The 22,779-nt window shown below is 68.5% G+C and carries 16 protein-coding genes and 6 pseudogenes; 13 read left to right on the top strand and 9 right to left on the bottom strand.

What is annotated here, in order from left to right; genetic code table 11:
• Nucleotides 1–248 precede the first annotated feature (248 nt).
• Nucleotides 249–728: a hypothetical protein gene (locus ACGH52_RS39195; RefSeq protein WP_210976673.1), complete on the top strand. Its 480-nt coding sequence runs from the start codon at nt 249–251 to the stop codon at nt 726–728.
• On the opposite strand, the gene ACGH52_RS39200 is transcribed toward ACGH52_RS39195, so the two are convergent.
• Nucleotides 686–1,192, bottom strand: a complete 507-nt coding sequence (locus ACGH52_RS39200; protein ID WP_399946534.1) for a hypothetical protein — start codon at nt 1,190–1,192, stop codon at nt 686–688. The two genes, ACGH52_RS39195 and ACGH52_RS39200, sit on opposite strands and share 43 nt — an antisense overlap.
• Here ACGH52_RS39200 and ACGH52_RS39205 point away from each other — a divergent pair.
• On the top strand, nt 1,191–1,391 hold the full coding sequence (locus ACGH52_RS39205; protein ID WP_399946536.1) for a hypothetical protein: 201 nt from the start codon (nt 1,191–1,193) through the stop codon (nt 1,389–1,391). The genes ACGH52_RS39200 and ACGH52_RS39205 overlap by 2 nt on opposite strands.
• Here ACGH52_RS39205 and ACGH52_RS39210 read toward each other — a convergent pair.
• A complete protein-coding gene (locus ACGH52_RS39210; RefSeq protein ID WP_399946539.1) occupies nt 1,334–2,026 on the bottom strand; it encodes an NUDIX hydrolase in 693 nt (230 codons plus the stop codon). The two genes, ACGH52_RS39205 and ACGH52_RS39210, sit on opposite strands and share 58 nt — an antisense overlap.
• Before the next feature lie 358 nt (nt 2,027–2,384).
• Nucleotides 2,385–2,930, bottom strand: coding sequence for a TetR/AcrR family transcriptional regulator (locus tag ACGH52_RS39215; protein ID WP_121704778.1), 546 nt, complete (start codon nt 2,928–2,930; stop codon nt 2,385–2,387).
• A 190-nt stretch (nt 2,931–3,120) separates the two neighbouring features.
• Here ACGH52_RS39215 and ACGH52_RS39220 point away from each other — a divergent pair.
• The 4 genes and pseudogenes from ACGH52_RS39220 to ACGH52_RS39235 all read left to right on the top strand — a co-directional run.
• Nucleotides 3,121–3,561: pseudogene (locus ACGH52_RS39220) on the top strand (SDR family NAD(P)-dependent oxidoreductase); the annotation flags it as partial.
• A gap of 178 nt (nt 3,562–3,739) precedes the next feature.
• Nucleotides 3,740–3,958, top strand: coding sequence for a hypothetical protein (locus ACGH52_RS39225; protein ID WP_308293563.1), 219 nt, complete (start codon nt 3,740–3,742; stop codon nt 3,956–3,958).
• A 308-nt stretch (nt 3,959–4,266) separates the two neighbouring features.
• Nucleotides 4,267–5,718, top strand: coding sequence for an aldehyde dehydrogenase (locus ACGH52_RS39230; RefSeq protein ID WP_210976671.1), 1,452 nt, complete (start codon nt 4,267–4,269; stop codon nt 5,716–5,718).
• 272 nt (nt 5,719–5,990) lie between these two features.
• Complete coding sequence (locus ACGH52_RS39235; protein ID WP_210976670.1) at nt 5,991–7,424, top strand: MFS transporter; 1,434 nt, start codon at nt 5,991–5,993, stop codon at nt 7,422–7,424.
• 38 nt (nt 7,425–7,462) lie between these two features.
• Here the strand turns inward: ACGH52_RS39235 and ACGH52_RS39240 are convergent.
• A pseudogene (locus tag ACGH52_RS39240) lies at nt 7,463–7,907 on the bottom strand (IS5 family transposase); the annotation flags it as partial.
• Nucleotides 7,908–8,369: 462 nt separating this feature from the next.
• On the opposite strand from ACGH52_RS39240, the gene ACGH52_RS39245 reads away from it, so the two are divergent.
• Complete coding sequence (locus tag ACGH52_RS39245; protein ID WP_399946544.1) at nt 8,370–8,615, top strand: hypothetical protein; 246 nt, start codon at nt 8,370–8,372, stop codon at nt 8,613–8,615.
• Between the two features lie 570 nt (nt 8,616–9,185).
• Here the strand turns inward: ACGH52_RS39245 and ACGH52_RS39250 are convergent.
• Entirely contained in the window at nt 9,186–9,596 is a 411-nt protein-coding gene (locus tag ACGH52_RS39250) for a carboxymuconolactone decarboxylase family protein (RefSeq protein WP_121704782.1), read from the bottom strand.
• A gap of 281 nt (nt 9,597–9,877) precedes the next feature.
• Here ACGH52_RS39250 and ACGH52_RS39255 point away from each other — a divergent pair.
• Both ACGH52_RS39255 and ACGH52_RS39260 read left to right on the top strand, forming a co-directional pair.
• A pseudogene (locus ACGH52_RS39255) lies at nt 9,878–10,654 on the top strand (IS5 family transposase); the annotation flags it as partial.
• A 139-nt stretch (nt 10,655–10,793) separates the two neighbouring features.
• Nucleotides 10,794–11,039, top strand: a complete 246-nt coding sequence (locus ACGH52_RS39260; protein ID WP_399947074.1) for a hypothetical protein — start codon at nt 10,794–10,796, stop codon at nt 11,037–11,039.
• Nucleotides 11,040–11,297: 258 nt separating this feature from the next.
• On the opposite strand, the gene ACGH52_RS39265 is transcribed toward ACGH52_RS39260, so the two are convergent.
• Complete coding sequence (locus ACGH52_RS39265; RefSeq protein ID WP_210976669.1) at nt 11,298–12,197, bottom strand: alpha/beta fold hydrolase; 900 nt, start codon at nt 12,195–12,197, stop codon at nt 11,298–11,300.
• 57 nt (nt 12,198–12,254) lie between these two features.
• On the opposite strand from ACGH52_RS39265, the gene ACGH52_RS39270 reads away from it, so the two are divergent.
• Nucleotides 12,255–12,863: a TetR/AcrR family transcriptional regulator gene (locus ACGH52_RS39270; RefSeq protein WP_210976668.1), complete on the top strand. Its 609-nt coding sequence runs from the start codon at nt 12,255–12,257 to the stop codon at nt 12,861–12,863.
• Between the two features lie 103 nt (nt 12,864–12,966).
• On the opposite strand, the gene ACGH52_RS39275 is transcribed toward ACGH52_RS39270, so the two are convergent.
• Nucleotides 12,967–13,242, bottom strand: coding sequence for an NUDIX domain-containing protein (locus tag ACGH52_RS39275; protein ID WP_193777933.1), 276 nt, complete (start codon nt 13,240–13,242; stop codon nt 12,967–12,969).
• A gap of 202 nt (nt 13,243–13,444) precedes the next feature.
• Nucleotides 13,445–13,839 (bottom strand): annotated as a pseudogene (locus tag ACGH52_RS39280) (ABC transporter ATP-binding protein); the annotation flags it as partial.
• Nucleotides 13,840–15,050: 1,211 nt separating this feature from the next.
• On the opposite strand from ACGH52_RS39280, the gene ACGH52_RS39285 reads away from it, so the two are divergent.
• Both ACGH52_RS39285 and ACGH52_RS39290 read left to right on the top strand, forming a co-directional pair.
• Nucleotides 15,051–19,658: an NPP1 family protein gene (locus ACGH52_RS39285; RefSeq protein WP_399946549.1), complete on the top strand. Its 4,608-nt coding sequence runs from the start codon at nt 15,051–15,053 to the stop codon at nt 19,656–19,658.
• Nucleotides 19,659–19,896: 238 nt separating this feature from the next.
• A pseudogene (locus tag ACGH52_RS39290) lies at nt 19,897–20,517 on the top strand (cytochrome b N-terminal domain-containing protein); the annotation flags it as partial.
• Nucleotides 20,518–20,717: 200 nt separating this feature from the next.
• On the opposite strand, the pseudogene ACGH52_RS39295 reads toward ACGH52_RS39290, so the two are convergent.
• Nucleotides 20,718–21,419, bottom strand: a pseudogene (locus ACGH52_RS39295) (MFS transporter); the annotation flags it as partial.
• Between the two features lie 435 nt (nt 21,420–21,854).
• Between ACGH52_RS39295 and ACGH52_RS39300 the strand changes: the two are divergent.
• Nucleotides 21,855–22,562 carry a hypothetical protein gene (locus ACGH52_RS39300; protein WP_238697041.1) on the top strand — a complete coding sequence of 236 codons (708 nt, stop codon included), beginning with the start codon at nt 21,855–21,857 and terminating at the stop codon, nt 22,560–22,562.
• Nucleotides 22,563–22,779: the final 217 nt, after the last annotated feature.

The following is a 22,779-nucleotide window of genomic DNA, read 5'->3' on the forward strand; positions in this document are numbered from 1 at the left end:
TTCCAGATCATCTGGAAGGCACCGAACGACACGGGCGTTGCCGGCGCCGGACACATGCCGCGGCGAGTACGTCCACGGAGTGCACCACATCACCCTGAACTACCACGCGCACGCCTGGCGTGCACGGCCCCGGCCAGGACCAGCTGCCCGGCACGCAGCCTGTCGCCGTAGCGGTGCATCCGTCCGGCGAGCCAGGCCAGAGCGTGGAGCGGGTGGCTCGGGTATATCCGGGCAGGTGCTCATGGGCCATGCGGACACCGAACACCCAGCTCAGCGCCCTCGTCGCTGAATCCGGGCTCACCTACGAGGCGCTGGCCAAGGCAGTGGGCGCCGTCGCCGCCGAATGCGGCGACCGCTTACGCACGAACAAGTCCAACGTCGAGCACTGGTTCAGCGGATCCGTCCCTCGCGGCGACACGCCCCACTACCTCGCAGTCGCCCTCTCCCGGCGCCTGGGCCGCCTGCTGACCCTCGCCGGACTCGGCCTGCCCTGCCCGGCAGAGCCAGACAGAGACAGCATCGGACTGTCCCTCGGGAACGACCCGCTGGATGACCTGCTGCCCATGTGGAGGTACGAGTTGGACCGCCGCCGCTTCCTGTCGGCCTCCGCCTACTCCGTAGCCGCCGCCCTGCCCCTCAGCCATGTCCAGGACATCGCCGCCCGCACCGCCGCCGCCCGCACCGGTCACACCGTCGGCATGGCCGAAGTCGCCGCCGCCGCGACATGATCCACGCCTTCTCCGAGATGGACGAACGCCACGGCGGCCACCACGGACGCAGCGCCCTGGTCACCTACCTCCGCGACGACGTCGCACCGCTGTGCCGGGCCCGGTTCCGCACCGACGACGTCCGCCGGCAGATGCTCTCCGCCGCCAGCCGCGGCGTTCACCTGCTGGGCTGGAAAAGCCACGACGCAGGCCAACAAGGCCTCGCCCAGCGCTACTACCTCCAGTTCTACGCCCTGGCCACCGAATCCGGCCTGCGCGGACACGACGGATTCGTGATGCGCACGATGGCCGTGCAAGGCCTCAAACTCCACCGCCCCGAACACTGCCTGGGCCTGGCCGAGACCGGCCTGAACCGGGCCAAAGGCCAGGTGGACGCACAGACCGAAGCCCTCTTCCGCGTCGTGCACGCCCACACCCTGGCCAAGAGCGGAAAGCACCGCGCGGCACTCGCCGAGGCTGACCATGCCCGCACCCTGCTGGCCGGTGCACCCGGCGACGAGAGTGCCGTTCTGGGCCCTGGGCTGGGGCCCACCGGCCGCGTCGGTGTACTCCCGCACCGCCAAGGTCCACGAGACCGTGGGCGACCAACGAGCCGCCGCCGAGCACTACGCGCTGGCCGCCATCCGCGTGCGGGCCGTCCAGACCGGCCAGGTCGTCCGGTGAGCCCACCGGCACGATGGTGTCGAGATCGGGTTCGCGGCCCTGGCAGCGCTCGGCTGCCGCTGCAGCGGTGAAGTGAGCGCGCAGCGTTGCCTCGGGAAGGGGCGGGCCAGGTAGGTCAATCCGACGCTGCCGCTTTCACCTCGGGTGACGACGCACAACTCCAGATCCTCCGCGGACGCGGCGACGCCCAGCTCCTCGGCCAACTCGCGCGCTGCCTGGCAGGCCAGTGCCGCCTCGTCGAGCACTGCCCCGTCCTGAGGAGGCTCCACAGAACCACCTGGCAGCTGCCAGCGGCCTGGCGCGGCCGTCGAGGGCGACATCCTCGCCGCCAGCACGCGACCGTCGTCAGTCGGCTGGACCACGTTCACGAACAGCGAGGGCAGTGCGGTGGCGCCGGGCACGCGACGCAGGGCGTAGTGCCGGTAGGTCACACGCACCCACGAAAGGCGCAGGACGCCTGGACCAGTCCGCTCCAGCTCCCCGCACGCCACCGCAGGCCCGTCAAAGAGGACGGGGTTGGCCTTGACCGCCGTGTCCCACACCCGGTCGCGGGCCGTAGCGTCCTGGGGCGGCAGCGGCGGCTCCGCAGCTTCGGTGAGCAGGAGCCGTTCAACGTCGAAGAGGTCAAGGCCCACGGGGGCAGTGTCTCGGTCACCGGCCATCCTAGAACCCGCGCTGCGACGACACAGCCGAGTGACGCAACACAACGGCAGCGGAACAGCAGACAGCCACGGTCGTCGCCCAGAGTTCGACGTCCCGGCTGCTACGAGCTGGGGAGATGACCTATCCCCGAAGGGATTCGACCCCGGCGGGTAGCTCGCAGATCCGGATGTGCAGACGCGCCCGGACCGATCACCGTCCGGGGCGTTCGTTACGCACCCAGGCGAGTTGTTGCATCCGCAGGGCAATCCGCACGACTGACGAGAGTTCGAACCGTCGATGGGCGGGCTGTCAGAGGTCGCCTTGGTCCACCGCGGCCGGGCCGGTCGGTCGTCAGGTGGCGCCGAGGCCGCTGAGGAAAGTGCTGGCGACGAGGTCGGCGGCTTGCGGGGGATCCATATCGGGGAACTTGTGGGCGGCAGTGTCGACGAGTCCGTCGAGGACCGCCCGCGCCCAGGCTGCGTCGGTGCCGGCGCGCAGGTAGCCCTCGTTGATGGTGCGGCGGACGAAGGCGTCGAGTCGGGCGCTCTGTTCCTGGCGACGGATGCTGGCCTCGGGGTCCTGCTGCATCATGCGGCGCGTGTCGACAGGCCATTGACGGCTGACGGGGATGATCCCTTCCAGGTAGCGGTGGAGGGCGACCGGAACAGGGGCCTCGGTGAGGCGTGCCTCGTCCAGGACCTGTTCGGCGGAGTCGAGTTTGGCCTGGAAGACGGCACTGAGCAGCGCCTCGCGGCTGGCGAAGCGGCGGTGGACGGTGGTGCGGTCTACTCCCGCGGCGGCGGCGATCGCCGCCATCGAGGTGCCTGGGTCCTCGGCCAGCAGCTGGGCTCCGGCCTGGAGCACAGCGGTGAGGTTGCGTGCGGCGTCAGCTCTCATGATTTGGAGATTCTACGTCCAGCGGACACTTTCGGCACGAAAGTCAACCTGTTAGTCGCAGCACATACAGAAAATGCCACTTCCATGTTGCAGTAATGAAAAATTCCTCTACTGTGGAGTGGCGAGACCGTGCCGTAACGCTGGGAGTGCGACGCAACGACGAGCCGACGTACGAGAAGAGGGATGCGCCATGTCACGGATTTGGCTGATCACCGGCGGTTCGCAGGGGCTGGGCAAGGCTCTGGATCTCGCGTCGCTGAGCGCCGGCGACAGGGTCGTGGTGACTTCTCGAAGGCCGGAGGGGCTGACCTCCTTGCGGGCCGAGCACCCTGAGCGACTGATGGCGGTGGTGCTGGACGTCACCTCTCCGTCCGACGCCCGGGACGTGGTGGCGACGGCGGTGGAGCAGTTCGGTTCGATCGATGTGCTCGTGAACAACGCCGGTTACGCCATCAGCGGCTCGATCGAGGACTTTCCAGAGGACGAGTTCCGCGCGCAGGTCGAGGCGAATCTGTACGGCGTGGTCAACCTGACCCGGCCGGTGCTGCCAGTGATGCGGGGCCGGCGGTCCGGGCACATCGTGCAGATGTCGTCCATCGGCGGACGCGTGAGCGGCACGCCCGGCCTCAGTGCCTATCAGACCGCGAAATTCGCCGTCGAAGGGTTCTCGAGGTGCTGGCGAATGAGGTGGCCCCGTTCGGCGTCAAGGTCACCATCGTCGAGCCCGGCGGCATCCACACGGGCTGGGCCGCGGGCGCGGCGGAGCCGTCCGGTCCCGTCACCTCCGACTACGAGGAGACGGTCGGCGCGTGGCTCGCGAGGTTCGCCGAGTACGCCGGCAACGAGCCGGGTTACCCCGACCGCATGCCCGCGCGGTCGTCGGCGCGGTGGAGGCGGCGAAGCCCTCGCGTCGGCTGCTCCTTGGCAGCGATGCCCTGGAGATCGCCATCAGCGCCGAGGAGGCGCGCCTTGCCGAGGCCCGCGAGTGGGCCGAGGTCAGCCGCTCCACGGACTACCCCACCGCCTGACCACTTTGTTCCGGTGATGTGCCCGCACGCTCGGGCACCATCGGGAGCTGACCGACCACCGGAGGTGGTCGGCACAACCGCCGGGGCGCGGCTGCCCGACCGCCGGAGGCCGACGCAATTACCGAAGGCCGGCTCAGCCAGCCCGGTCGGAGCGCCTACCTGTCCTTTCGACATGACCGCAGAGCGGCTTCGCCCAGATCCCCGCACGCGAGATGGCACCGCCCGCACCGGTCGGCCTGCCGACGCGCCCCCGCTCCCTTCTCCCCACCCACCCTCTCGCCTCTTTCACACAAAGGAACTGTGAAGACATGACTGTTCGCGACAAGCTCTACATCGGCGGCGCATGGGTCGCCCCCAGCGACCCGAATCTGCGGATCGACATCCTTTCCCCGCATGACCAGTCCCTGCTTGGCAGCGCTGCGCAGGCCGTGCCCGCGGACGTCGACGCTGCCGTCGCCGCGGCCCGCGCGGCCTTCGACGACGGGCTCTGGCCGCGCACCAGCCCCGAGGAGCGACAGGAGATCGTCCGGCGCTACGACGCCCTGCGCGCCGCCCACGCCGACGAGGTCGCTCGGGCCATATCCGTCGAGAACGGCTCGGCCGGCTGGTTCACCAAGGCTGGCCAGCCCTTCCTGAACCGCCAGGTGAAGGCGTACCTGAAGGCGGCCGAGGAGTTCGGCTGGGAGGAGATCATCGAGCCGTCCGACCCGTCGGTGACCTTCGACACCATCGTGCGACGGGAGGCGATCGGCGTGGTCGCCGCGGTCATCCCTTGGAACTCGCCGTTCTCCGCAGCCACCGCCAAGCTGGTCCCGGCCCTGCTAGCCGGAAACACCGTCGTCCTGAAGGTCTCCCCGGAGAACTCTCTCAGCATGATGCTGCTGGCGGACCTGTGGCATGAGGCCGGGCTTCCCGCGGGCGTGCTCAGCATCCTTCCCGCCGACCGCGAGACCAGCGAGTACCTCGTCTCTCACCCCGACGTCGACAAGATCGCCTTCACCGGCTCCACCCGCGCCGGCCGGCGCATCGCCTCCATCGCGGGCGAGCATCTCAAGCGGGTCAGCCTGGAGCTGGGCGGCAAATCCGCTGCCCTCATCCTCGACGATGCCGACCTGGACGCCGCTGTCCAGGGCCTGCGATTCGGCTCCTTGGCGAACAACGGCGAGGCGTGCATCCTCCAGACCCGCATCCTGGCCCCGCGCAGCCGCTACGAGGAGGTCGTCGCCGCGGTCAAGGCCATGGTCGAATCGCTGAAGGTCGGCGACCCGTCCGCTCCGGACACCTTCATCGGCCCGATGATCCGCCCCGACCAGCAGCAGCGCGTCATCGACTACATCCACATCGGCATGGCGGAGGGCGCCCGGCTGGTCACCGGCGGACCGCAGATCCCCGAAGGCCTGGAGAAGGGCAACTACGTCACCCCGACCGTCTTCGCCGACGTCGACAACTCCATGCGCATCGCGCAGGAGGAGATCTTCGGCCCGGTCCTGTCCGTCATCGCCTACCACGACGAGGACGACGCCGTCCGCATCGCCAACGACTCCGACTACGGCCTGTCCGGCGGCATCTGGACCATCGACCCTGCGCGGGCCCTTGCCGTCGCCCGCCGACTGCGCACCGGCACAGTCACCCTGAACGGCTCGCCGATGAGCTTCGACGGTCCGTTCGGCGGCTACAAGGCGAGCGGCATCGGCCGTGAATACGGCAAGGTGGGCCTGACCGGCTACGTCGAGCACAAGACGATCACCCGCAACCGGTAGTCGCACACCCTGCGACACAGGCACGGCGCAGCCACAGCCCCTGCGGCCAGCGCCCCCTGCGCGTCGGCCGGGCCCACCCGCGGCCCGGCCCGGCCCATCCGGCCCCTATCCGGCCGACTGCGTCGCATAGCGGCGGTAGACCTTCGGTCCCGCCCATAAGATGCCGGCCCGCCCGAATCCGGCCAGGCCCCTCGAGCCGTGGTCGTCCAAATCACGGCGTGCGACTGCTTCCGGCGCCCTTCGCATCCTTCCGTTCCCCGGAGAGTCATTCCATGCCCAGCAAGTCGCCCCGCCTCACCTTCGCGGTCCTCGCCAGTGGTGCGGGCGTGTTCTCGATGCTCCAGTCGCTCATCGCGCCAGCGCTGCCCACGATCCAGCACGCCCTGCACACCTCTCAGTCCACCACCACGTGGGTGCTGACGGCCTATCTGCTGTCCGCCTCGGTGTTCACCCCGATTCTCGGCCGCGTCGGCGATCTGCTCGGCAAGACGCGCACGCTCGTCGCCGTCCTGGTGGCAGTGCTCGTAGGGTGCCTGCTCGCGGCGCTGGCACCCACCATTGGCGTCCTGATCGTCGCCCGTGTTGTCCAGGGCATCGGCGGAGCGGTGTTCCCGCTCTCGTTCGGTATCATCCGCGACCAGTTCGAGGCCGGCCAGGTCAGCGGCAGCATCAGCAATCTGTCCGCCGTCATCGCCGCGGGCGGCGGCGTCGGCATCGTCGCTGCCGGGCCCATCGTGGCCGCGTTCGACTACCGCTGGCTGTTCTGGATCCCCGTCGCCATCGTCGCCGTCACCGCCCTCATAGCCGCGCGCCGCATCCCCGAATCGCCTCACCGTGCGCAGGGACACGTCAACTGGCTCGGCGCGCTGCTGCTGTCCGGCTGGCTGGTGGCACTGCTCCTGCCGGTCAGCCGGGGCAGCCGGTGGGGCTGGAACTGCGCCTCCGTGATCTCGCTGTTCGCCGCGGCCATCGTCCTCTTCGGCCTGTGGCTGCGCGCCGAGTCACGCAGTCCGAGCCCGCTGATCGATCTGCGCGTTTTGCGCACGCGGTCGGTGTGGGCCACGAACACGGCCGCTCTGCTGTTCGGCGCCGGCCTCTCCTCGGTCTGGGCCTTCCTGCCGGGCTTCGTACAGACGCCGAGTTCGGCCGGATACGGCTTCGGTGCGAGCGTCACCGCATCCGGGCTGCTCATGCTGCCCATGCTGATCGCCATGTTCGTCGCCGGTGTCCTCAGCGGCCGCCTGGAGCCACGGCTCGGCGCCAAGCACCTGCTGATCGCCGGTTCGTGCCTCGCCGCACTCGCATGCGCCATCCTCGCCCTGTTCCACGACGAGCAGTGGCAGATCGCCGTCGCAGCGGGAGTCTTCGGCCTCGGCGTCGGCCTGGCTTTCGCGTCTATGGCCAACCTCGTCGTCAGTAGCGTGCCCCCCGAGCAGGCCGGCGCCGCGACCGGCATGAACGCCAACCTCCGCTCCATCGGCGGTGCCATCGGAACCGCCATCATGAGCCTGCTTGTCACCAGCCACCTCGCGCACACCGGCCTGCCCTACGTCTCCGGCTACACCCACGGCTTCTCGGTGCTGGCCCTATTCCTCGTCGGCGCCGCACTCGCCGCGGCCCTCGCGCCCGCTCGACACGCCGCCCACACGCCGGGCCGAGCAACCGACAGCCCTGCCCCGCATCCGGATGCGGTCACCCGGGCCTGATCAACGGAACAACCGAACAATCACCCGTACCTTCGGACTCAGAGGTCCCAACAAAGGCGTTGGGCGTGGCGGTGGGTGATCAGGCAGATGGCGAGGCCGAGGAACGCTTCGTGGATGTCGTCGCGTCGTTCCCAGCGGATGCGTAGGCGGCGGAAGCCGTGGAGCCAGGCGGTCGTGCGTTCGGCGACGTAGCGGAAGATGCCCAGGCCGGTGCCGTGGGGCTCGCCCCGTCTGGCGATCACGGGGCGGATCCCTCGCTGCCAGAGCAAACGGCGGTCCTTGTCGTGGTCGTAGCCGCGGTCGGCCAGCAGCGCGTCGGGGCGACGGCGGGGGCGGCCGACCCGGCCCGCGGCGGCGGGAATCTTGTCGAGCAACGGCTCGAGTTGGGTGACGTCGCCCGCGGTTTCCGCCGGTCAGCGACACCGCGAGCGGGATGCCCCGGCCGTCGACGATGGGGTGGTGCTTGCTGCCTGTCGGCGTACGGACTTTTTTCTGGCCCGGGCAAGATTTTCGTGAAGCGGGGGTGTGAGGACGACGCGCTGGCGGAGCAGGGGGATTCCTGGGCGCCCGGCCATGATTCTCTTTTGGAGCTTCAGGTCTGTGATTCGGAAGGTGGCGAGGAGCACCGGATCGAGGGCACTTTGCCGGGCCGCGCCTACCAACTCACCGAGCTCACGATCCCGCCGCGCGGCGAGGCCTGATGGGTACCGGTGCGGGACGGCACCCAACGGCTGGGGGTCCTGCAGGTCGAGTCCGGTCCTGACAGCGGGGGCCAGGCCGATGAGGACGTGGTGCGGGCGCTGGCGTCGACGGCGGGGCTGCTGTTGGTGTCCGAGCGGGTCCACAGCGATTCCCACGCCCGGCTGACCCGCACCCGGCCGATGGGAGTGCCGGTGGAACTGCAGTGGAGCATGACGCCGCCCGCGGACCTTCGCCGACCAGCGGGTGACGATCAGCGCCTTCATGGAACCGGCCTATCAGGTGGCCGGGGATGCCTTCGAATACGCGGTGGCCGGTGACACTCTGCACTTGGCGGTCTTCGACGCGATGGGCCACGACGCCTCCGCCGGCCTCGCCGCGGCATTATCGATGGCTACTTGCCGCAGCCACCGGCGCGCCGGCGCAACCATCCCCGAAGCCAGCGCAGCCATCGAGAACACCCTGGGTGCCCACCAGCGTGGTCGGCGCTGAACTTCCGACGGGTGGAAAGCGACCCATGCCCCGCCAGTTGACGCTGGTCTCCCCGGCTGTTGGCGGTAGGAGCTGACGTTCGGGAACCCAATACTGATGATCTCCCTCTCCTCCCGTGTGGGATGGGTGGGCCGGGACAGAGGGCTGGTTTTGAGACGGCGTGGCCGTCTGTCCCGGGGTTTAGCTAACCGCAAAAGGGTGCGCAGCTGGTGATGGAGTGGACGAAAGAAGGGATGGCCGCGCACGGTTGGCATTGGGCAGAGACGGGTGCCCGCCCATAGGTGAGCGAGGGCACCCCCAGACCGTTCCTATGCTGGGCACGAAAACCGTGGCCGGTCACGGCCGGGGCTGCCGATCACCCCTGTATGCCCGACGGCGCGCGGGTAGGTTGAGTGCGGGGGTCGTGCCGAACCCACTCGGCACGATCCTGCTCAACTTTTGGGGCGCCGACTGAACAGCGCCTGGCGCAGCGTCGGGTAGGACTGCTCGGGTTCGGTGTCGGTGCGGCACTCGGAGCAGCAGGGCTGTCCTCGGACCAGGGCGATCAGGATGAGGATGCGAGTTGGCAGGTCAGGTGCCGTCTTCTGCGATTGATCTCTTTGAGGACGCGCTCTCGGCGAAAACAGAGACGGCAACCTGGTACGTCTCGAACGCACGGGCTACTCCTGCATAGACCGCAAGGTGGATGAAAAGGTCAACGACCTCGTCCTGAGTGACACCGTTGTTGAGCGCGATGCGCAATTGTCCGCGCAGCGGTTCGGTTGCTCCCAGCGTCGCGGCGATGGCGACCGAAACCAGGGATCGGTCGTGCCTGGAAAGTGCGGTACGGGTCCAGGAGTTCCCGAACGCGTGAACCGTCGCAACCTTTCGGAAGTCAGCCCCGGAGGGAGGCTCGCTGGGGCTCATCGGGAGTTCCAGGCGCTGTCCCAGGAGTTCACTCGCGGTGTCCAGCGCCCGTTCGTAGGCAGCGTCCAAGTCCATGTCCACTCCGCGTTGGTCGGTTCAAGCAGCTGGTTGCCGAGAAGCCCGACGGCCACGGTCCGTTAACGGCTCCACGCCGGGACGTTGTCGATCCCCGGTCCCCCGTCACCCGGAGGCCGCACCAGATCGCACTTCGCTGCACCGTTCCTCGTTACCACATCCAACTCGCACGCAACCCCGCTCCCCGGACGTGTGAGCCGTCCGGGCTAATAACTGATCGTTTCAGAATGAGTTGAGTCGCAGGTCTTGCGCTCGGTGATCTTGGTCGGCAGTGTCGCCGGGTGCGTACTCATCTCGTTCCTGACGCTCTGTGGGAGCGGGTGGCCCCGCTGTTGCCGCCCGCTCCCGAACGGCGCCGACGGTGTCCCGGGCGGCTGCGTGTTCCCGACCGGGCGGTTCTCGTAGGCGTCATGTACGTGCTGCGGACCGGTGTCGCGTGGCGCGATGTCCCTGCGGAGACGGTGGGCTGGTCCGGAGTGACGGCCTGGCGCCGGCTGCAAGACTGGACCGAGGCTGGCGTCCGGCCACGTCTGCACGCCGCCCTGCTCACAGAACTGCGGCGCGCGGGCTCGTTGGACCTGGACGACTGTTCCGTGGACGGATCGCACGTCCGTGCTCTCAAAGGGGGACCATGTTGGACCGTCGCGGGTTGATCGGGCCCGGCCCGGCTCCAGACACCATGTGCTCGTCGATCGCCGCGGCATTCCGCTCGCAGTCTCGCTGACCGGTGGGAACCGGCATGATGTCACCCAGTTGCTCCCTCTGCTCGACGCTGTCCCCCGCATACGAGGAAATGCGAGGCCGGCCTCGGAGCAAGTCCAAGCGGTTGTTTGCCGACCGCGGCTACGAGTTCGACAAGTACCGTCGTCTGCTGCGGAAGCGCGGCATCAAGCCCCTCATAGCCCGGGCGCGGCGTCGCCCACGGTTCAGGGCTTGGCAAGACGCGCTGGGTGGTCGAGCGCACTTTCGCCTGGCTCCATCAATTCAAGCGGCGGCGAACTCGCTACGAGCGTGGCTCCGACTTGCATCCAGGGCTTCTGCAGCTTGCGTGCTGCGTCGACGACGTCGCGGGCAACCAAGGCGCTGCCCTCCGCGACCTGCAACACGCCGTTACGCATCAGAGCACCTTCTGCAGCGCCACGGCCCACCTACTTGCTTCCGGGAGTGCCCGCCCACCGTCCGATGATGGCGCAGAGGATGGTGAACAAGCTGCGGCAACATGGCCCGGAAGTCATCAGCGCGCGCAACACCGCCATGCTCGAGGCCGTTGCCGACCTTCCTCCTATCGTGATCAGTGACCTCTCCGGCGTCAGCGCTTCCAGCGCTCTCGATGGGCTCGGTTCGCCCAGGACAGCCGGACGGACTACCTCGCTGCCTGCTCGAACGACGATGATGGCTGTTCCTGATCCTGTCCGCCGTTTCGTGAAGCTCATGGCTGGGTGAGGATCCGGAGGAGTGCGAACGAGGCTCGGCCGTTTCATCGTGCGCGTAACAGGGTCATGGGTGGTCCCTCTTGAGGCGTCGCCAGCAGGTGGGGCCGCGTGCCGGGGAGACGAAGGCGTCGTGGGGTTCGAGGCGTCGTTCCCGTCGGATGGCGAGGCGTTTGAACTGGTGGAGGAGGGTGAAGGCCTGCTCGACGACGTAGCGGAGTTTGTGAAGCTCCGCCTGTCGTTCGCGAAGTTCAGCCGTGTGGCGTGCGTGCTACGGGTTGGTCGCGAGGAAGTCCTCCAGGATCTCGACAAACCGCGCCGGCTGCTCCTCGGCCGGGTAATGGCCGCAGTCGTCGAGGACGACCCCGGTGACGTCGTCGGCCGCCAGCCGCATCGTCTGGGCGGCACTCGCGCCGCTCCACAGCGCGCCGCCGACGGCGAGCACCGGCAGCGTCAGCCGGGTCTTGCTGCGCTGCTCGTTCTGCGCGATCGTCTCGTCCAGCGCCCGGTAGTACGCGAAACTCGTCCGCAGCGCGCGAGGATCCGCAGCGATCGCGTCGACGTAGACGTCGACGGCGTACGCGGGGATCGCGTCCGGGGTGGCGGCCTTGGTGGCGAACTGCCAGCCGAAGAAGAGCCTCTCCCGTCCTCGGACCAGTTCCTCGTTGAGGTCGGTGAGCCGGTTGAAGCCGAACTGCCAGAGCTTCAGGTTGGCCGCGGCCGGACCGAAGAACGGCGGGGACGGCGTGAGACCGGGGATCACTGCTTCGAGGATGGCGAGCCGTCCCACCCGCTCGGGGTGATCGGCTGCCAGGGCGTATCCGGTCCACGTGCCGATGTCGTGGCCGACCACGTCGAACCGGTCGTGCCCGAGCGCGGCCATCAACGTGACCAGATCGGCGGCCAGCGTGCCGGCGTCGTACCCGTCGTCGGGCTTGTCGGAGAGCCCGGCGCCACGCGAGTCGACGGCGACGACGGTGTGCTGGCGGGCGAGCGCGGGCATCACCTCCCGCCAGGCGTACCAGGTCTGGGGCCACCCGCCGATCAGCAGCAGCGCCGGGCCGTCCCCACCGGTGACCGCGTGCAGCCGCAGCCCGTTCACCTCCACGAGCCGGCTGGTGAAGACGTCAAGGAATCCGTCAGGCAGTCGCAGCGAACGCAAGCTTGTCATGCTGGCGACCATACGCATCTTTGAACGATCGGTACAAGATGTATATGCTGACGGACCATGGCAGGCCGCAAGCAATTCGACGTGGACGAGGCGCTACGACGCGCGATGCACATCTTCTGGCGCTGGGGTTATTCGGAGGCCTCGATCGATCGCCTGACCGAGGGCACGGGCCTGGGCCGGGGCTCGCTCTACGGCACCTTCGGCGACAAGAGCGCCCTCTTCCGCAAAAGCCTCCAACAGTACGCGCAGACCTACCACCCGCTGTACGAGCAGGCACTGTCCGGCCCCCACCCGAGCCCGAGCGCCGTTGTGGACGCCTTCCTGCAGGTCGCCCTGAACCGTATCGCCGACCCGACAGTCCCGGATGGCTGCCTGCTCACGGTGTCGGCAATGCAGTTCCCGGCGCTTGACGCGGAGGGCCGGGCGATGGTCCGCGCCATGATCGACGGATTGCGGGCGAAGCTGGAGCAGGCGTTGCTGGCGACAGGGGCCGGTGAGCAGGAGGCGGCAGAGCTGGCGTTGTGCACACTGGCGACGAACAAATCTCTGGCGTTGCTGAGCCGCGCCGGCTTCTCGGGCGAAGACCTGGCAACCGTCGCGGCAGCCGCCGCCAAGAACGCCAAGGCTCTGCCGAATCGACCGGCCGAACCGTCGGGCCCGCGATAGGCGGGAACGACTCCGTACCAACCGATCGCGTTCGGAGAGCGGATGGCATCTCAGCCCTTGCCGCCGCGCACGCGGAATACCGCACAACTCAAACAACGCCTCTTCACCAGTCGGCATAGGCAGTGAGCTTGTTCCGACCCGAACAGCGCAAGTTTGGAACACTGCCTCTTCCCCAGTCCGGCGCGTTGCGGAGCTCGGGCGTCAGGACGAGAGCCGAGGCTGGGATCCCGGCCTCCTCCTTGACCTCGCGCAGGGCCGCGGCAAGGAGAGTGCCGTCGTCCGCCTCGACGTGCCCGCCGGCGCGAGCAGCAGTCCTCCGCTCGCCTTGGGGCGGATGTGCAGGACCCGCCGGTGCCGGTCGATCACTACGGCGCTGCACGTGATGTGGGCAGGAAGGGTGGTGCGGTTGGTCGGCTCGGCGCCGGCGTCCCAAGCCGCCAGCAGGCCGGCCAGCGCGTCTCGTTCGCCGGGGTGCCGGTCCAGGTAGGCGGTGACCACGGTATGGATGTGAGAGAGGGAGGGCGGCATCAGAACCTCGGCGCTGAGGGGATGGTGTGTCACGGAACCGGCTCGAGCGCTTGTTGAGCCGGCACCCGGCATACCGCCTCGACCAGCGAGGTGTCCGTCTCCGTGGTCAGCCGCGGGGTGATCCGCTGCTCGGCGTACGCGGCGACCGCTCGCCGGCGGTACCGTCCCCGAGGACCGGTGCCATGGTGCGGGCCGTAGCAACCAGCAGTACGGCGGCAGAGACGCCAGTGACCACCTGGCAGCCGAGCAGGAGCTGCACTGCCCGCCGGTCGGTCCCCCACGACAGCCGCGCGACCCGGCCCAGGACGGCCGGGGTCTGGGCGCACAGCCGCCGGAAGGAGACCGCGGCGAGCGGATTGACGGAGTACTGCCAGCTGTACGTGATTTCCGCTGGCAGGGGCGGCGGAGGCACGGTCTTGGGTTGTTCGTTCATTGCGGCCGAGGTCAAGGCGGTCCCCTAAACGGTCGTCCGGCGTCGTCGTGAGGATCAACGACCCAGCCGGGATATCGAACTGGTGTATTTGAGTCGCTTCGGATTTCCCGGGATAGAGCGGCTGGGGCCGCATGGGGAATGCACGGACCCAATCCCCGCAACAGGTCTGTACAGCAGTGAGGGTGGCCGAATCGCCGACAGTGGTGCGCCCACGGGCCGTGGACGACGATCACGCGGCCCGCTCCTTCCAGTCGCCGGTGACCCCGACCGCGTCCGCCGCGCAGCCGGCCGTCACCGTCGACGGTCGCCGGCCGGGCGGTGTCCGGGACGGCGATGCTCTTGACCGCGTCGAACGGGGTGGTCTGCTGGGCGGGGTGCAGGCCCGGTGCGGGACGCCGAGGCCGCCGGCCGGCGCCGGGCCCGACGCTTGCGTGGCATGAGGGTCATGAACTCTTGCCACCAGGCAAATCTGCACATCTGAATAGAATTCCTGACTCAGAAGACTACGGGCAGTGCCTGAAGTCGCATGGCCTCACCGGCCGTTGGGCCGAGTACCACCCCCCCGTCCCACTTCTGGACCCTCCAGTGGACGGCGACGGCCCTCTGCATGGTGCTCGGTGTCGCGCTCGTAGCCTCTCGGTGTGGCGGGGGCGGAGGCACTCCGTCTGACCACACGACCCGATGGGCGCCGCCCGTCGCCCGCAAACGGCAGGGCCGCACACTCACGGTGTGCGGCCCTGAGAGCTGTGTGGCTGCTCGTCAGCGACACAGCGCCCACGAAAGGTTGACGGAGTTCCCGTCTCCGTTCGCGCAGGAGGGGAACTCCGGACCGGAGGGGTGTGGATCCGTGGTTTCGCAAGTGCCGGCCGAACCACGGTGCCGCGCGGCACACAACTCGATGGTCCCGGGCATGTGCCGGACGCGATGCCGACAGGGTCGCCGTGTCACCGGAGCGACCCTCACCGCAGGACACGGGTCCCTGCGGCAGCTTTGTGAGCGACGACACATATGAATTACTTGCAGGATCAAGTGAATCGGCCTACGGTCCTGGCTGTCCTTCATGATCCATCTGCGGATGTCTCTGTCGATCGGGGCGCCGCCAGTGATGGGCTGTGGCCGCCTTTCCTCGCAGGTCGGGGGGCCGAGACCAGGACACACACCCACCAAGGGCTTTTGCCCTACCCGACGTACTCCGAGTTGCTCGGAGCCATCATCAGGGAAGTCAGTTGCGACAAGAGTTCCTCCGAAGAGGCTGGCACACAGCCGGTGCCGCGCTTGTTGCCGGCATAGTGGGGCTGGTCTCGGCGCTGGCCGCCGTGCAACTAGCCCTGCGCGTAGTGATCGCGCACAGCAGTGCATATTTTGACGTTCTCGTAGCAAAACAACTCGCCCCCGACGTCCCGGGCACCGTGGCCGGCCTCGTAGCCGGCTCCGGGGTGCCCGTCGGGTGGCACATGGCGCCGTTCTCGGGCCACATCACAGCCCCCTGGGTATTCGAGCACCGTTCCGAACTGCTCTTGGTGGGAATGGGCCCGCTGCTCGGTAGCGCCGTGCTCGGATGGTTCGTCGCCGTCACGGCGCGCGCTCTCGCGCTCCCGAAGTGGCCGCTGCTGGCCGCCTCGGCCGGCTCCTACGCTGTCCTCGCGGCCGTCGCGCAGGTGGCGACCCGTGAACCTGGCAGCGGTGCGGCGATGGAGCTTTCGACGTCGACCGCCTGGGCGGTCGCCGCGGCCGCCGGCTGGGCACTGGCCGTCGGCGGCGCCGTCGTACGCTTCCATTCAGGCACGGTGCAGCGTTCGGGCCGGGACGTACGTAACGCACGACAGCGGGTCGTGCGGGGGACGGCGATCACGGCCGCCGTGGCGGTGGTCGCCTCGGTGCTGTCCGCGGGTACTGCGGCAGCGGCGCCCCCGCCCCCGCGGCCGCTGCCTAAGTGGCGAGCTTCAGGCGTCGGTGACGCCCTGAAGGAGCTGCAGCGTGAGGCCGGACACAAACTCAACGTGGCCGCCAATTCCCCAACGGGCACGCCCTCGACACTGGGTGGTCTGCGCAGCCGGCTGGCGGGGCACGACGTCCCGGCCTGGCTTCGCGCACATGCGAAGCTCTTCGGCGTTGCGACCACTGACGGCATGCTGTCGAAGGTCTCCGGCCGCACCCAGATGCCGGACCCGACCGGCGGACACCATGTCTGGTACGACCAGTCGATCCACGGCGTGCCGGTGTACAACGCCCGGGTGGGAGTGCACCTGGACCGTCGCAAGACGACGGTGACCGCCGTTACCAACGGGCTGCGCCCGGACCTGATCCCCCCGGCCTCTATGGTTCCAACGGTAAGCCGGAAGGACGCTGTGGCGACCGCCGGCAAGACGATGCGGCATGCCAGGACAACCGCATCTCCCTCGCTGGTGGTGTACCCGGGTTCTCCGAGGCGGGGATTCAAGAGCCCCTCGGCCCTGGCCTGGAAGATCGATGTGATGGACAAGGGGGGGTTCAGCCAGCGGATCTTCGTCGATGCCCTGCGCAAGGGAGTCATCGCCGGTGTCCAGCCCCTCACCGAGACGGCCGCGGCCGCGGTTCCCGACCCACCGAAGGCGCTGCCGGAGAACGCCACCGAGAATGACCTCAAGTGGGCGCCGGACGTCGACTACGACACGAACAGCTGCTACAACGTCCCGGCGATCGGTCCGGACGGTGCCATTGCCCAGGGTCTCGGTCACGACAACACGACCAGCTCGCGCGACTGCCGGGACCAGTCCGATCTGGACAACACCAACGCGTACTCCCGGCAACGGTGCAATCTCGGATGGTGTGTCTACCTCTACGACTACTACTTCGAGAAGGACGTGGCGGTCGAGAACGTCGTCGACGCCGGAGGACACGTCCACGACTGGGAGCACATCGCGGTCTGGGTGAAGAACGGCCAGGCAGAGTACGTGGCCACGTCTGCGCATGGTGGGTACCACGTCCACCGGGCCAGTGAGGTCCGCTGGGACGGCACCCACCCCAAGGTCGTCTACCAGAAGGACGGCGGCTCGACCCACAACTTCCGCCTCGCCAACGAGGGCGACGAGCCTCCGGAGAACCACTATCACAACTGGCGGCGGCCGGCGCTCGTCTCCTACAACGGCTTCCCCGACGGACTGCGGGACAAGCTCTTCGCCGCGGACTTCGGCAAAGCGACGATGGGTATCAAGGACTCGGCGTTCTCGGGAAACCTCAGCTCAGCCATCCCGCAACACCAGGAATGCTATGAGCTGCCCCACGATGCAGGCCCCGTCTGCGAGTCCGTCGCGGATTTCCCGTTCTTCTATGAGGTTGACCAGGGCTCCCCGGGCACCCCACCGGGCCAGAGCCGGGGCATGCAGCGATCGATCTTCGACATGAAGCACGCGACGAACTCATCCGCTGCGGTACAGGTGAGAGAGGAGGGCGGCCCGGCCGCCAACGACGCCGACGCGGACGACGCATACGACCAGAGCGGCGTGGTCTACAACTTCTACCAGGACAAATTCGGGCGCGACAGCATCGACGGCGAAGGAATGGCGCTGCAGTCATATGTGCACTACGACACAGACTACGTAAACGCGTTCTGGAACGGCTCGTACATGACGTACGGCGACGGCATGCTGTCGCAGGACGTCTCCGGCCACGAGATGACGCACGGCATCACCCAGCACACCGCAGGCCTCCAGTACGCATTCCAGTCCGGGGCGCTGAACGAGAGCATCTCCGACTTCTTCGGTGAGATGACCGAGCGGGCGGCAAAGGGAACGAACGACTGGCTGGTGGGTTCCGACATGAAGGTGCATGCGCCTTTCCGGTCCCTGGCCGACCCCACCATCTACGGCCAACCGCGACACATGAGCGCGTACAACCAGACCTGTTTCGACCATGGTGGTGTCCACGGCAACAGTGGAATTCCGAACTACGCGTTCTACCGCATGTCCGTTCTCATGGATCCCGACACCACCGCGAACATCGTGTGGAGGGCGTTGACGCAGTACCTCTTCCCGTCGTCGACGTTCGCCGACGCCGAGGTGGCCATGGTGACCGCTGCCTCCGACCTCTACGGCCCGACGTCCCGTCAGGCTTCCGTGACCAGCACCGTCTGGGAGAACGAAGTCGGGATCACGCCGACCACCCCGGACGAGCGGCCCCCGGGCTGTGCCACCGGGACCGTCACGTGCTCCACTCTGGATCAGGTCTACAGCAACTCCGGGGCCCTGACGGCCGACGGTGCCTCGATCGAGGACGTGGCCGGCTCGCTGATCCACATGTACGAGACCGGCGCGATCACCGGGTCCCCCGCTGTCACCTACTACGAAAAGCTCTTCCTCGACAACAGGGACGACGTAGACCGTACGCTGGAACTCAAGGGCGCGCTCCTGGATCAATTCGTGCGGACAGTCCAGACCTTGTCACCCGTTTTCAACGCGGTGGGCACGGACCAGGCCGACACGGTCGTCATCACCCAGGAGCAGATCGACTCGACGGGCGCCCTCATCGACGCGATGATCATCGCCGCCAACGAGCAGGACAACACACGTTTTGCCCAACTGCTCCGCGAGGAGTGGGACAGAATCGACGCACAGCACCTGGTGGGCCTCAGCGTCACCGGAGGCCTTCACTACCTCGACACCATCGCCCAGCAGGTGCCCGAGGCCACCCCTGGGCAGGCTGCACCGTCGCTGGCCTCAACCTTCAACAACGTGTCGGTCACGCAGGACACCGCCACCGACGCCGGTGACATCGACGGCGGCGGGGCCAGCTTCTCCGCCCAGGCTCTCAGCAAGGCGGGTGTCGCCCCGGGTTCGGCCGTCTCCCATGGCGGAGTGGCCCTGACCTGGCCCTCCACTGCCGGCAGCGGTAACCCGGACAACACCGTCGCCAACGGTCAGACCATCGCCCTCAGCGGCACCGGCAACAGCCTCGGGTTCCTGGTCTCGGCGAGCCACGGGCCGGCGGGCGGGACCGGGACCGTCTTCTACTCCGACAAAACCAGCCAGAAGTTCAGCCTGAACAGCCCCGACTGGTTCGGCGGCGACGGCGACGTGGCCATCAGCACCGCCTATCAGAACCGCCAGGGCAACCAGACGCACCAGGCACCGGCGTACGTCTACTACGTGGGGGTGCCGTTGCAGTCCGGCAAGACACCGGTCAGTGTCCAACTGCCCAAGGTCAGCACCGCGGCCGCTCCTGACACGCCCACGCTGCACGTCCACGCCATGGGCCTCGGCAAGGCCGTACCCAGCCTGTCGTCGGCCTTCAACAACATTGCCGTCACCCAGGACACCGCCACGGACGTGGGCGACCTCGACGGCGGCGGGGCCAGCTTCTCGGCTCAGGCATTCGACGCGGCGGGCGTCAAGCCGGGTTCCACCGTCACCCACGCAGGTCTCAGCTTCACCTGGCCCTCCACCGCCGGCGCGACAAGGACCACCGGCACCGGTACCTTCGGTGAGCCCGACAACGCCGTCGCCTCGGGTCAGGCCATCGCCGTCAACGGCACTCAGGGCGACACCCTCGGGTTCCTGGTCTCGGCGAGCTATGGGCCCGCGGGCGGGGTGGGGACCGTCTTCTACTCCGACGGATCCAGCGAGAAGTTCAGCCTGAACAGCCCCGACTGGTTCGGCGGCGACGGTGACGTGGCCATCAGCACCGCCTATCAGAACCGCCAGGGCAACCAGGCGCACCAGGCACCGGCGTACGTCTACTACGTGGGGGTGCCGTTGCAGTCCGGCAAGACACCGGTCAGTGTCCAACTGCCCAAGGTCAGCACCGCGGCCGCTCCTGACACGCCCACGCTGCACGTCTTCGCGATGAAGCGCGGCTGACGCCCAGCCAGGAAGACCGTTTCCCGAGTCGGGGTCGGCCGAGGTGTGATCCTCGGCCGGCCCCGACACGTGCGAGCGCCGAAGACCCGCTCTCAGGGCTTCGACGAGTCGACACGCGGGAGAAAGGGAGGCATCCCGGCCCGGCAGGCGTGAGGGTGGGGTCCGGTCCCGTCGGTGAGGGCAGAGCCCGGCCCAGTGGCCTGATCGGTCTGCGCCTCTTGATCGTTGCCGAGCCCGTGGCGAGTTCCCGGGCGACGGCCTGGTCGCCCGCTTCAACACCATTCACATCCTGATCACCCCGCGCTGATGGTGGCGCTCATCGCCGCGCACCTCGCCCTCGCCGTGCTCCATCGGCACATGCAATACCCCGGCCCCGGCCGTACCAACAGCAACCTCGTGGGCATGCCGCTGCGGGTGTACGCCGTCAAGGTCGCGGCCCACTTCTCGCTCGTGAGCGGCGTGATCTACTTCCTCGCCGGCATCGCCCAGATCAACCCCGTGTGGAACTACGTGCCCTTCCGGCCGGACCAGGTCTCGGCCGGTTCCCAACCGGACTGGTCATGGCAGTCGCCGACGGCTTCCTGCGCGTGATGCCGGGCTGGGAGGTCGACTTCTGGGGACACACCCTGGCCCTGGACAACTTCCTGCCGCTCCTGGTCGGCGTCCTGCTCTTCCCCGCCATGGGCGCCTCCCCTTCCTGGAGGCATGGCTCAGCATGTACCTCGTGGCCCTGATCGGCGCCGCCAACGACCTGATCGCCACCCACTTGCACGTCTCCCTCAACGCCGTCGCCTGGACCGTGCGCATCGCGCTGTGCGTCGGACCGGTACTGACCTACCTTGTCACCGAACGCTGGGCGCAGGGGCGGGCGGATGTGAGGGTCAGCCGGTCGTGATGACGAGCTTGCCGCCCTTGGGTGTGCCCTCGCGCTCAAGCTCGGTCAGCGCCTTGATGGAATCGGTGAGCGGCACCGTGCGAGCGATCCGCACCCGCAGGGTGCCGCGTCCGGCGGCGCGTGCGACCTCCTCGAGATCCGCAGTGACGGGCCTGGTGATCAAGACGTTGTACGGGCCCGTACTGCCGGCGGACGAAGGCGATGAGGATCGCCGCGCCGACGAGGAACATCCACCACAGGCGGTCCAACCCGCCGGACTCCGCCTGGACCAGCGGATACATGAGGGCAAGAACGCCGAGGCCGAGAAGCAGCAGGCCGGGTACGTCCACGTGCCCCCGACCGGTCCGCCGGGTGCGTGGCAGCAGGCGGCGTCCGAGCAGGACGGCGAGGATGCCAATGGGGACGTTGACGTAGAAGATCCAGCGCCAGCCCTGCGGGACGTCGGCCAGGGCGAGAATCGTGCCGCCGATGAGGGGACCGGACGCGGAGGATATGCCGACCGTCGCCCCGAGGTAGCCGAAGACGCGGCCGCGTTCGGCGCCGTGGAACAACTGCTGGATGGGCGCGGAGTTCTGGGGCGCCATGAAGCCGGCCGCCAGTCCCTGGGCGAGGCGGGCCACGACCAGCAGGGTGACATCGGGGGCGGCGCCGCAGGCCGCGCTGAAGAGGACGAAGCCGCACAGTGCCATCAGGAAGATGCGGCGTCGGTCCAGGGCGTCGCCGAGCCGTCCGGCGGTGACGAGTGCGATGGCGAAGGTGAGGGTGTAGCCGGACACGACCCACTGGACCTGCACGGGGGAGGCGTGCAGGTCGTGCTGGACGGTGGGCAGCGCGACCGCCACGATCGTGACGTCCAGCAGGCTCATGAAGCCTGCCCGCCGCTGACGCCGACGCTGTCACGTGGAGTCCTCTCGCCCGGCCCGGCCGGACATGTTCCCCGGTCGCGGCGTGTGCACACCGGCGGCCCGCACATGGGCCATGCCCGCCGATGGAACTGCCGTGGGTCGGCACTGTCCGAGCCGAACTCGTACGCGGTACCGCGCTGGGACCCGTACGGACCGTACGGTACGAACGCACCGCCCGGTTCCGAAGGCGGAGTCGAGTTCCGAGGCGGTGATGAAAGCAGGACGCGTCACTGGTGATGCTGCTGTTCCCGCTGGGCAGCGGCCGGCCGCCCGGATAGCCGACGCGCGACCAGTCGGGCATGCCGAGGAACAGGTCGTAGGGAGTGAACAACCCACGTCTGGTTCTTGTAGCGGTGGTCGGAACGGCGGGCAGTGGCCGGGTGCGAGGATGCTGCTGTGCTGGACGAGATCAACGCGGTGGACTGGGACTCCCTATCGGGCCATCCCGAGTGGTACGAACCGGATCGTGCTGCCCGGGGCCTACGCGCCCTGGCCGAAGCAGCGAACCTGGTACAGGCGGCCGAGGCCGGCTCGCAGCTCGGCAATGGTGGCATCGTCCATGGCCACAGCGCCGCGGTGTTCCCGGCGGCTGTGGTTGCGACCCCGCTCCTCCTGGACATCGCCCAGCGGGGTCACCCGGCGGCACGGCACACCGCGTTGGGGCTGCTTGACGAGGCGCTCTCATGCTGGCCGCATGCCGGGTACACGCGGGTGGCGGCCCCTGACGGCACCGCAGTTCCCCTCTGCTGCGCCATCGCCGACCATCTGCGGGAGCGCACCGAATTCCTCGTCGGGCTGGGCAGGAGGGGCAAGGCATTGCTGGCCGATGCGGCCGCGCACTGGCGCTTCGAGATTCACGAGTGCGTCGCCGTCGGCAGTGGCACGGCGGCCTTCGGCATCCTCGCCGGCCGTCTCCCCGACGGCGTGCGTGCGGCGGAAATGCACCTCGCTGGTGCCCTCACCGTGCTGAGCGAACTCACCCTCGAATACCCGCCCGTGGAGGGTTCTCGCGAAGCATGCCTGCGGGTGACTGCCCGGCATCCGGGCGAACTGCCGCCAGGTGCCGTGCTGTTTCCGGCAGAGTGCGGGGATCGCGTGCACTGACCGGCTTCGGTGGCCTCCGGTGCAGACACCGGCTGCCGTCGTGACGCGGCAAGGCGCTCCAGCAGATCAGGGGTCTCTCTCGTGCTCCCACCGGTGCCCCCACCGGGAGCTCGCTGTCGCGCCCCGGGCGAGAAGCCGATGCCACAGCGTTCCTGTGGGCGTACCAGGATGGTGACATCCGCCGTCGGCACACGCACCGGCGCTCCGCCGCGGCCCG

It is taken from the genome of Streptomyces sp. BBFR25 (genome assembly GCF_044590125.1).
Classification (GTDB): domain Bacteria; phylum Actinomycetota; class Actinomycetes; order Streptomycetales; family Streptomycetaceae; genus Streptomyces; species Streptomyces canus_D.

What these genes read in the sequence shown, in the direction of transcription:
- ACGH52_RS39195 (WP_210976673.1), top strand. Translation starts at nt 249, where the DNA reads ATGCGGACACCGAACACCCAGCTCAGCGCCCTCGTCGCTGAATCCGGG.
- ACGH52_RS39205 (WP_399946536.1), top strand. Translation starts at nt 1,191, where the DNA reads ATGCCCGCACCCTGCTGGCCGGTGCACCCGGCGACGAGAGTGCCGTTC.
- ACGH52_RS39200 (WP_399946534.1), bottom strand. Translation starts at nt 1,192, where the DNA reads ATGGTCAGCCTCGGCGAGTGCCGCGCGGTGCTTTCCGCTCTTGGCCAG.
- ACGH52_RS39215 (WP_121704778.1), bottom strand. Translation starts at nt 2,930, where the DNA reads ATGAGAGCTGACGCCGCACGCAACCTCACCGCTGTGCTCCAGGCCGGA.
- ACGH52_RS39230 (WP_210976671.1), top strand. Translation starts at nt 4,267, where the DNA reads ATGACTGTTCGCGACAAGCTCTACATCGGCGGCGCATGGGTCGCCCCC.
- ACGH52_RS39235 (WP_210976670.1), top strand. Translation starts at nt 5,991, where the DNA reads ATGCCCAGCAAGTCGCCCCGCCTCACCTTCGCGGTCCTCGCCAGTGGT.
- ACGH52_RS39250 (WP_121704782.1), bottom strand. Translation starts at nt 9,596, where the DNA reads ATGGACTTGGACGCTGCCTACGAACGGGCGCTGGACACCGCGAGTGAA.
- ACGH52_RS39260 (WP_399947074.1), top strand. Translation starts at nt 10,794, where the DNA reads ATGGTGAACAAGCTGCGGCAACATGGCCCGGAAGTCATCAGCGCGCGC.
- ACGH52_RS39265 (WP_210976669.1), bottom strand. Translation starts at nt 12,197, where the DNA reads ATGACAAGCTTGCGTTCGCTGCGACTGCCTGACGGATTCCTTGACGTC.
- ACGH52_RS39270 (WP_210976668.1), top strand. Translation starts at nt 12,255, where the DNA reads ATGGCAGGCCGCAAGCAATTCGACGTGGACGAGGCGCTACGACGCGCG.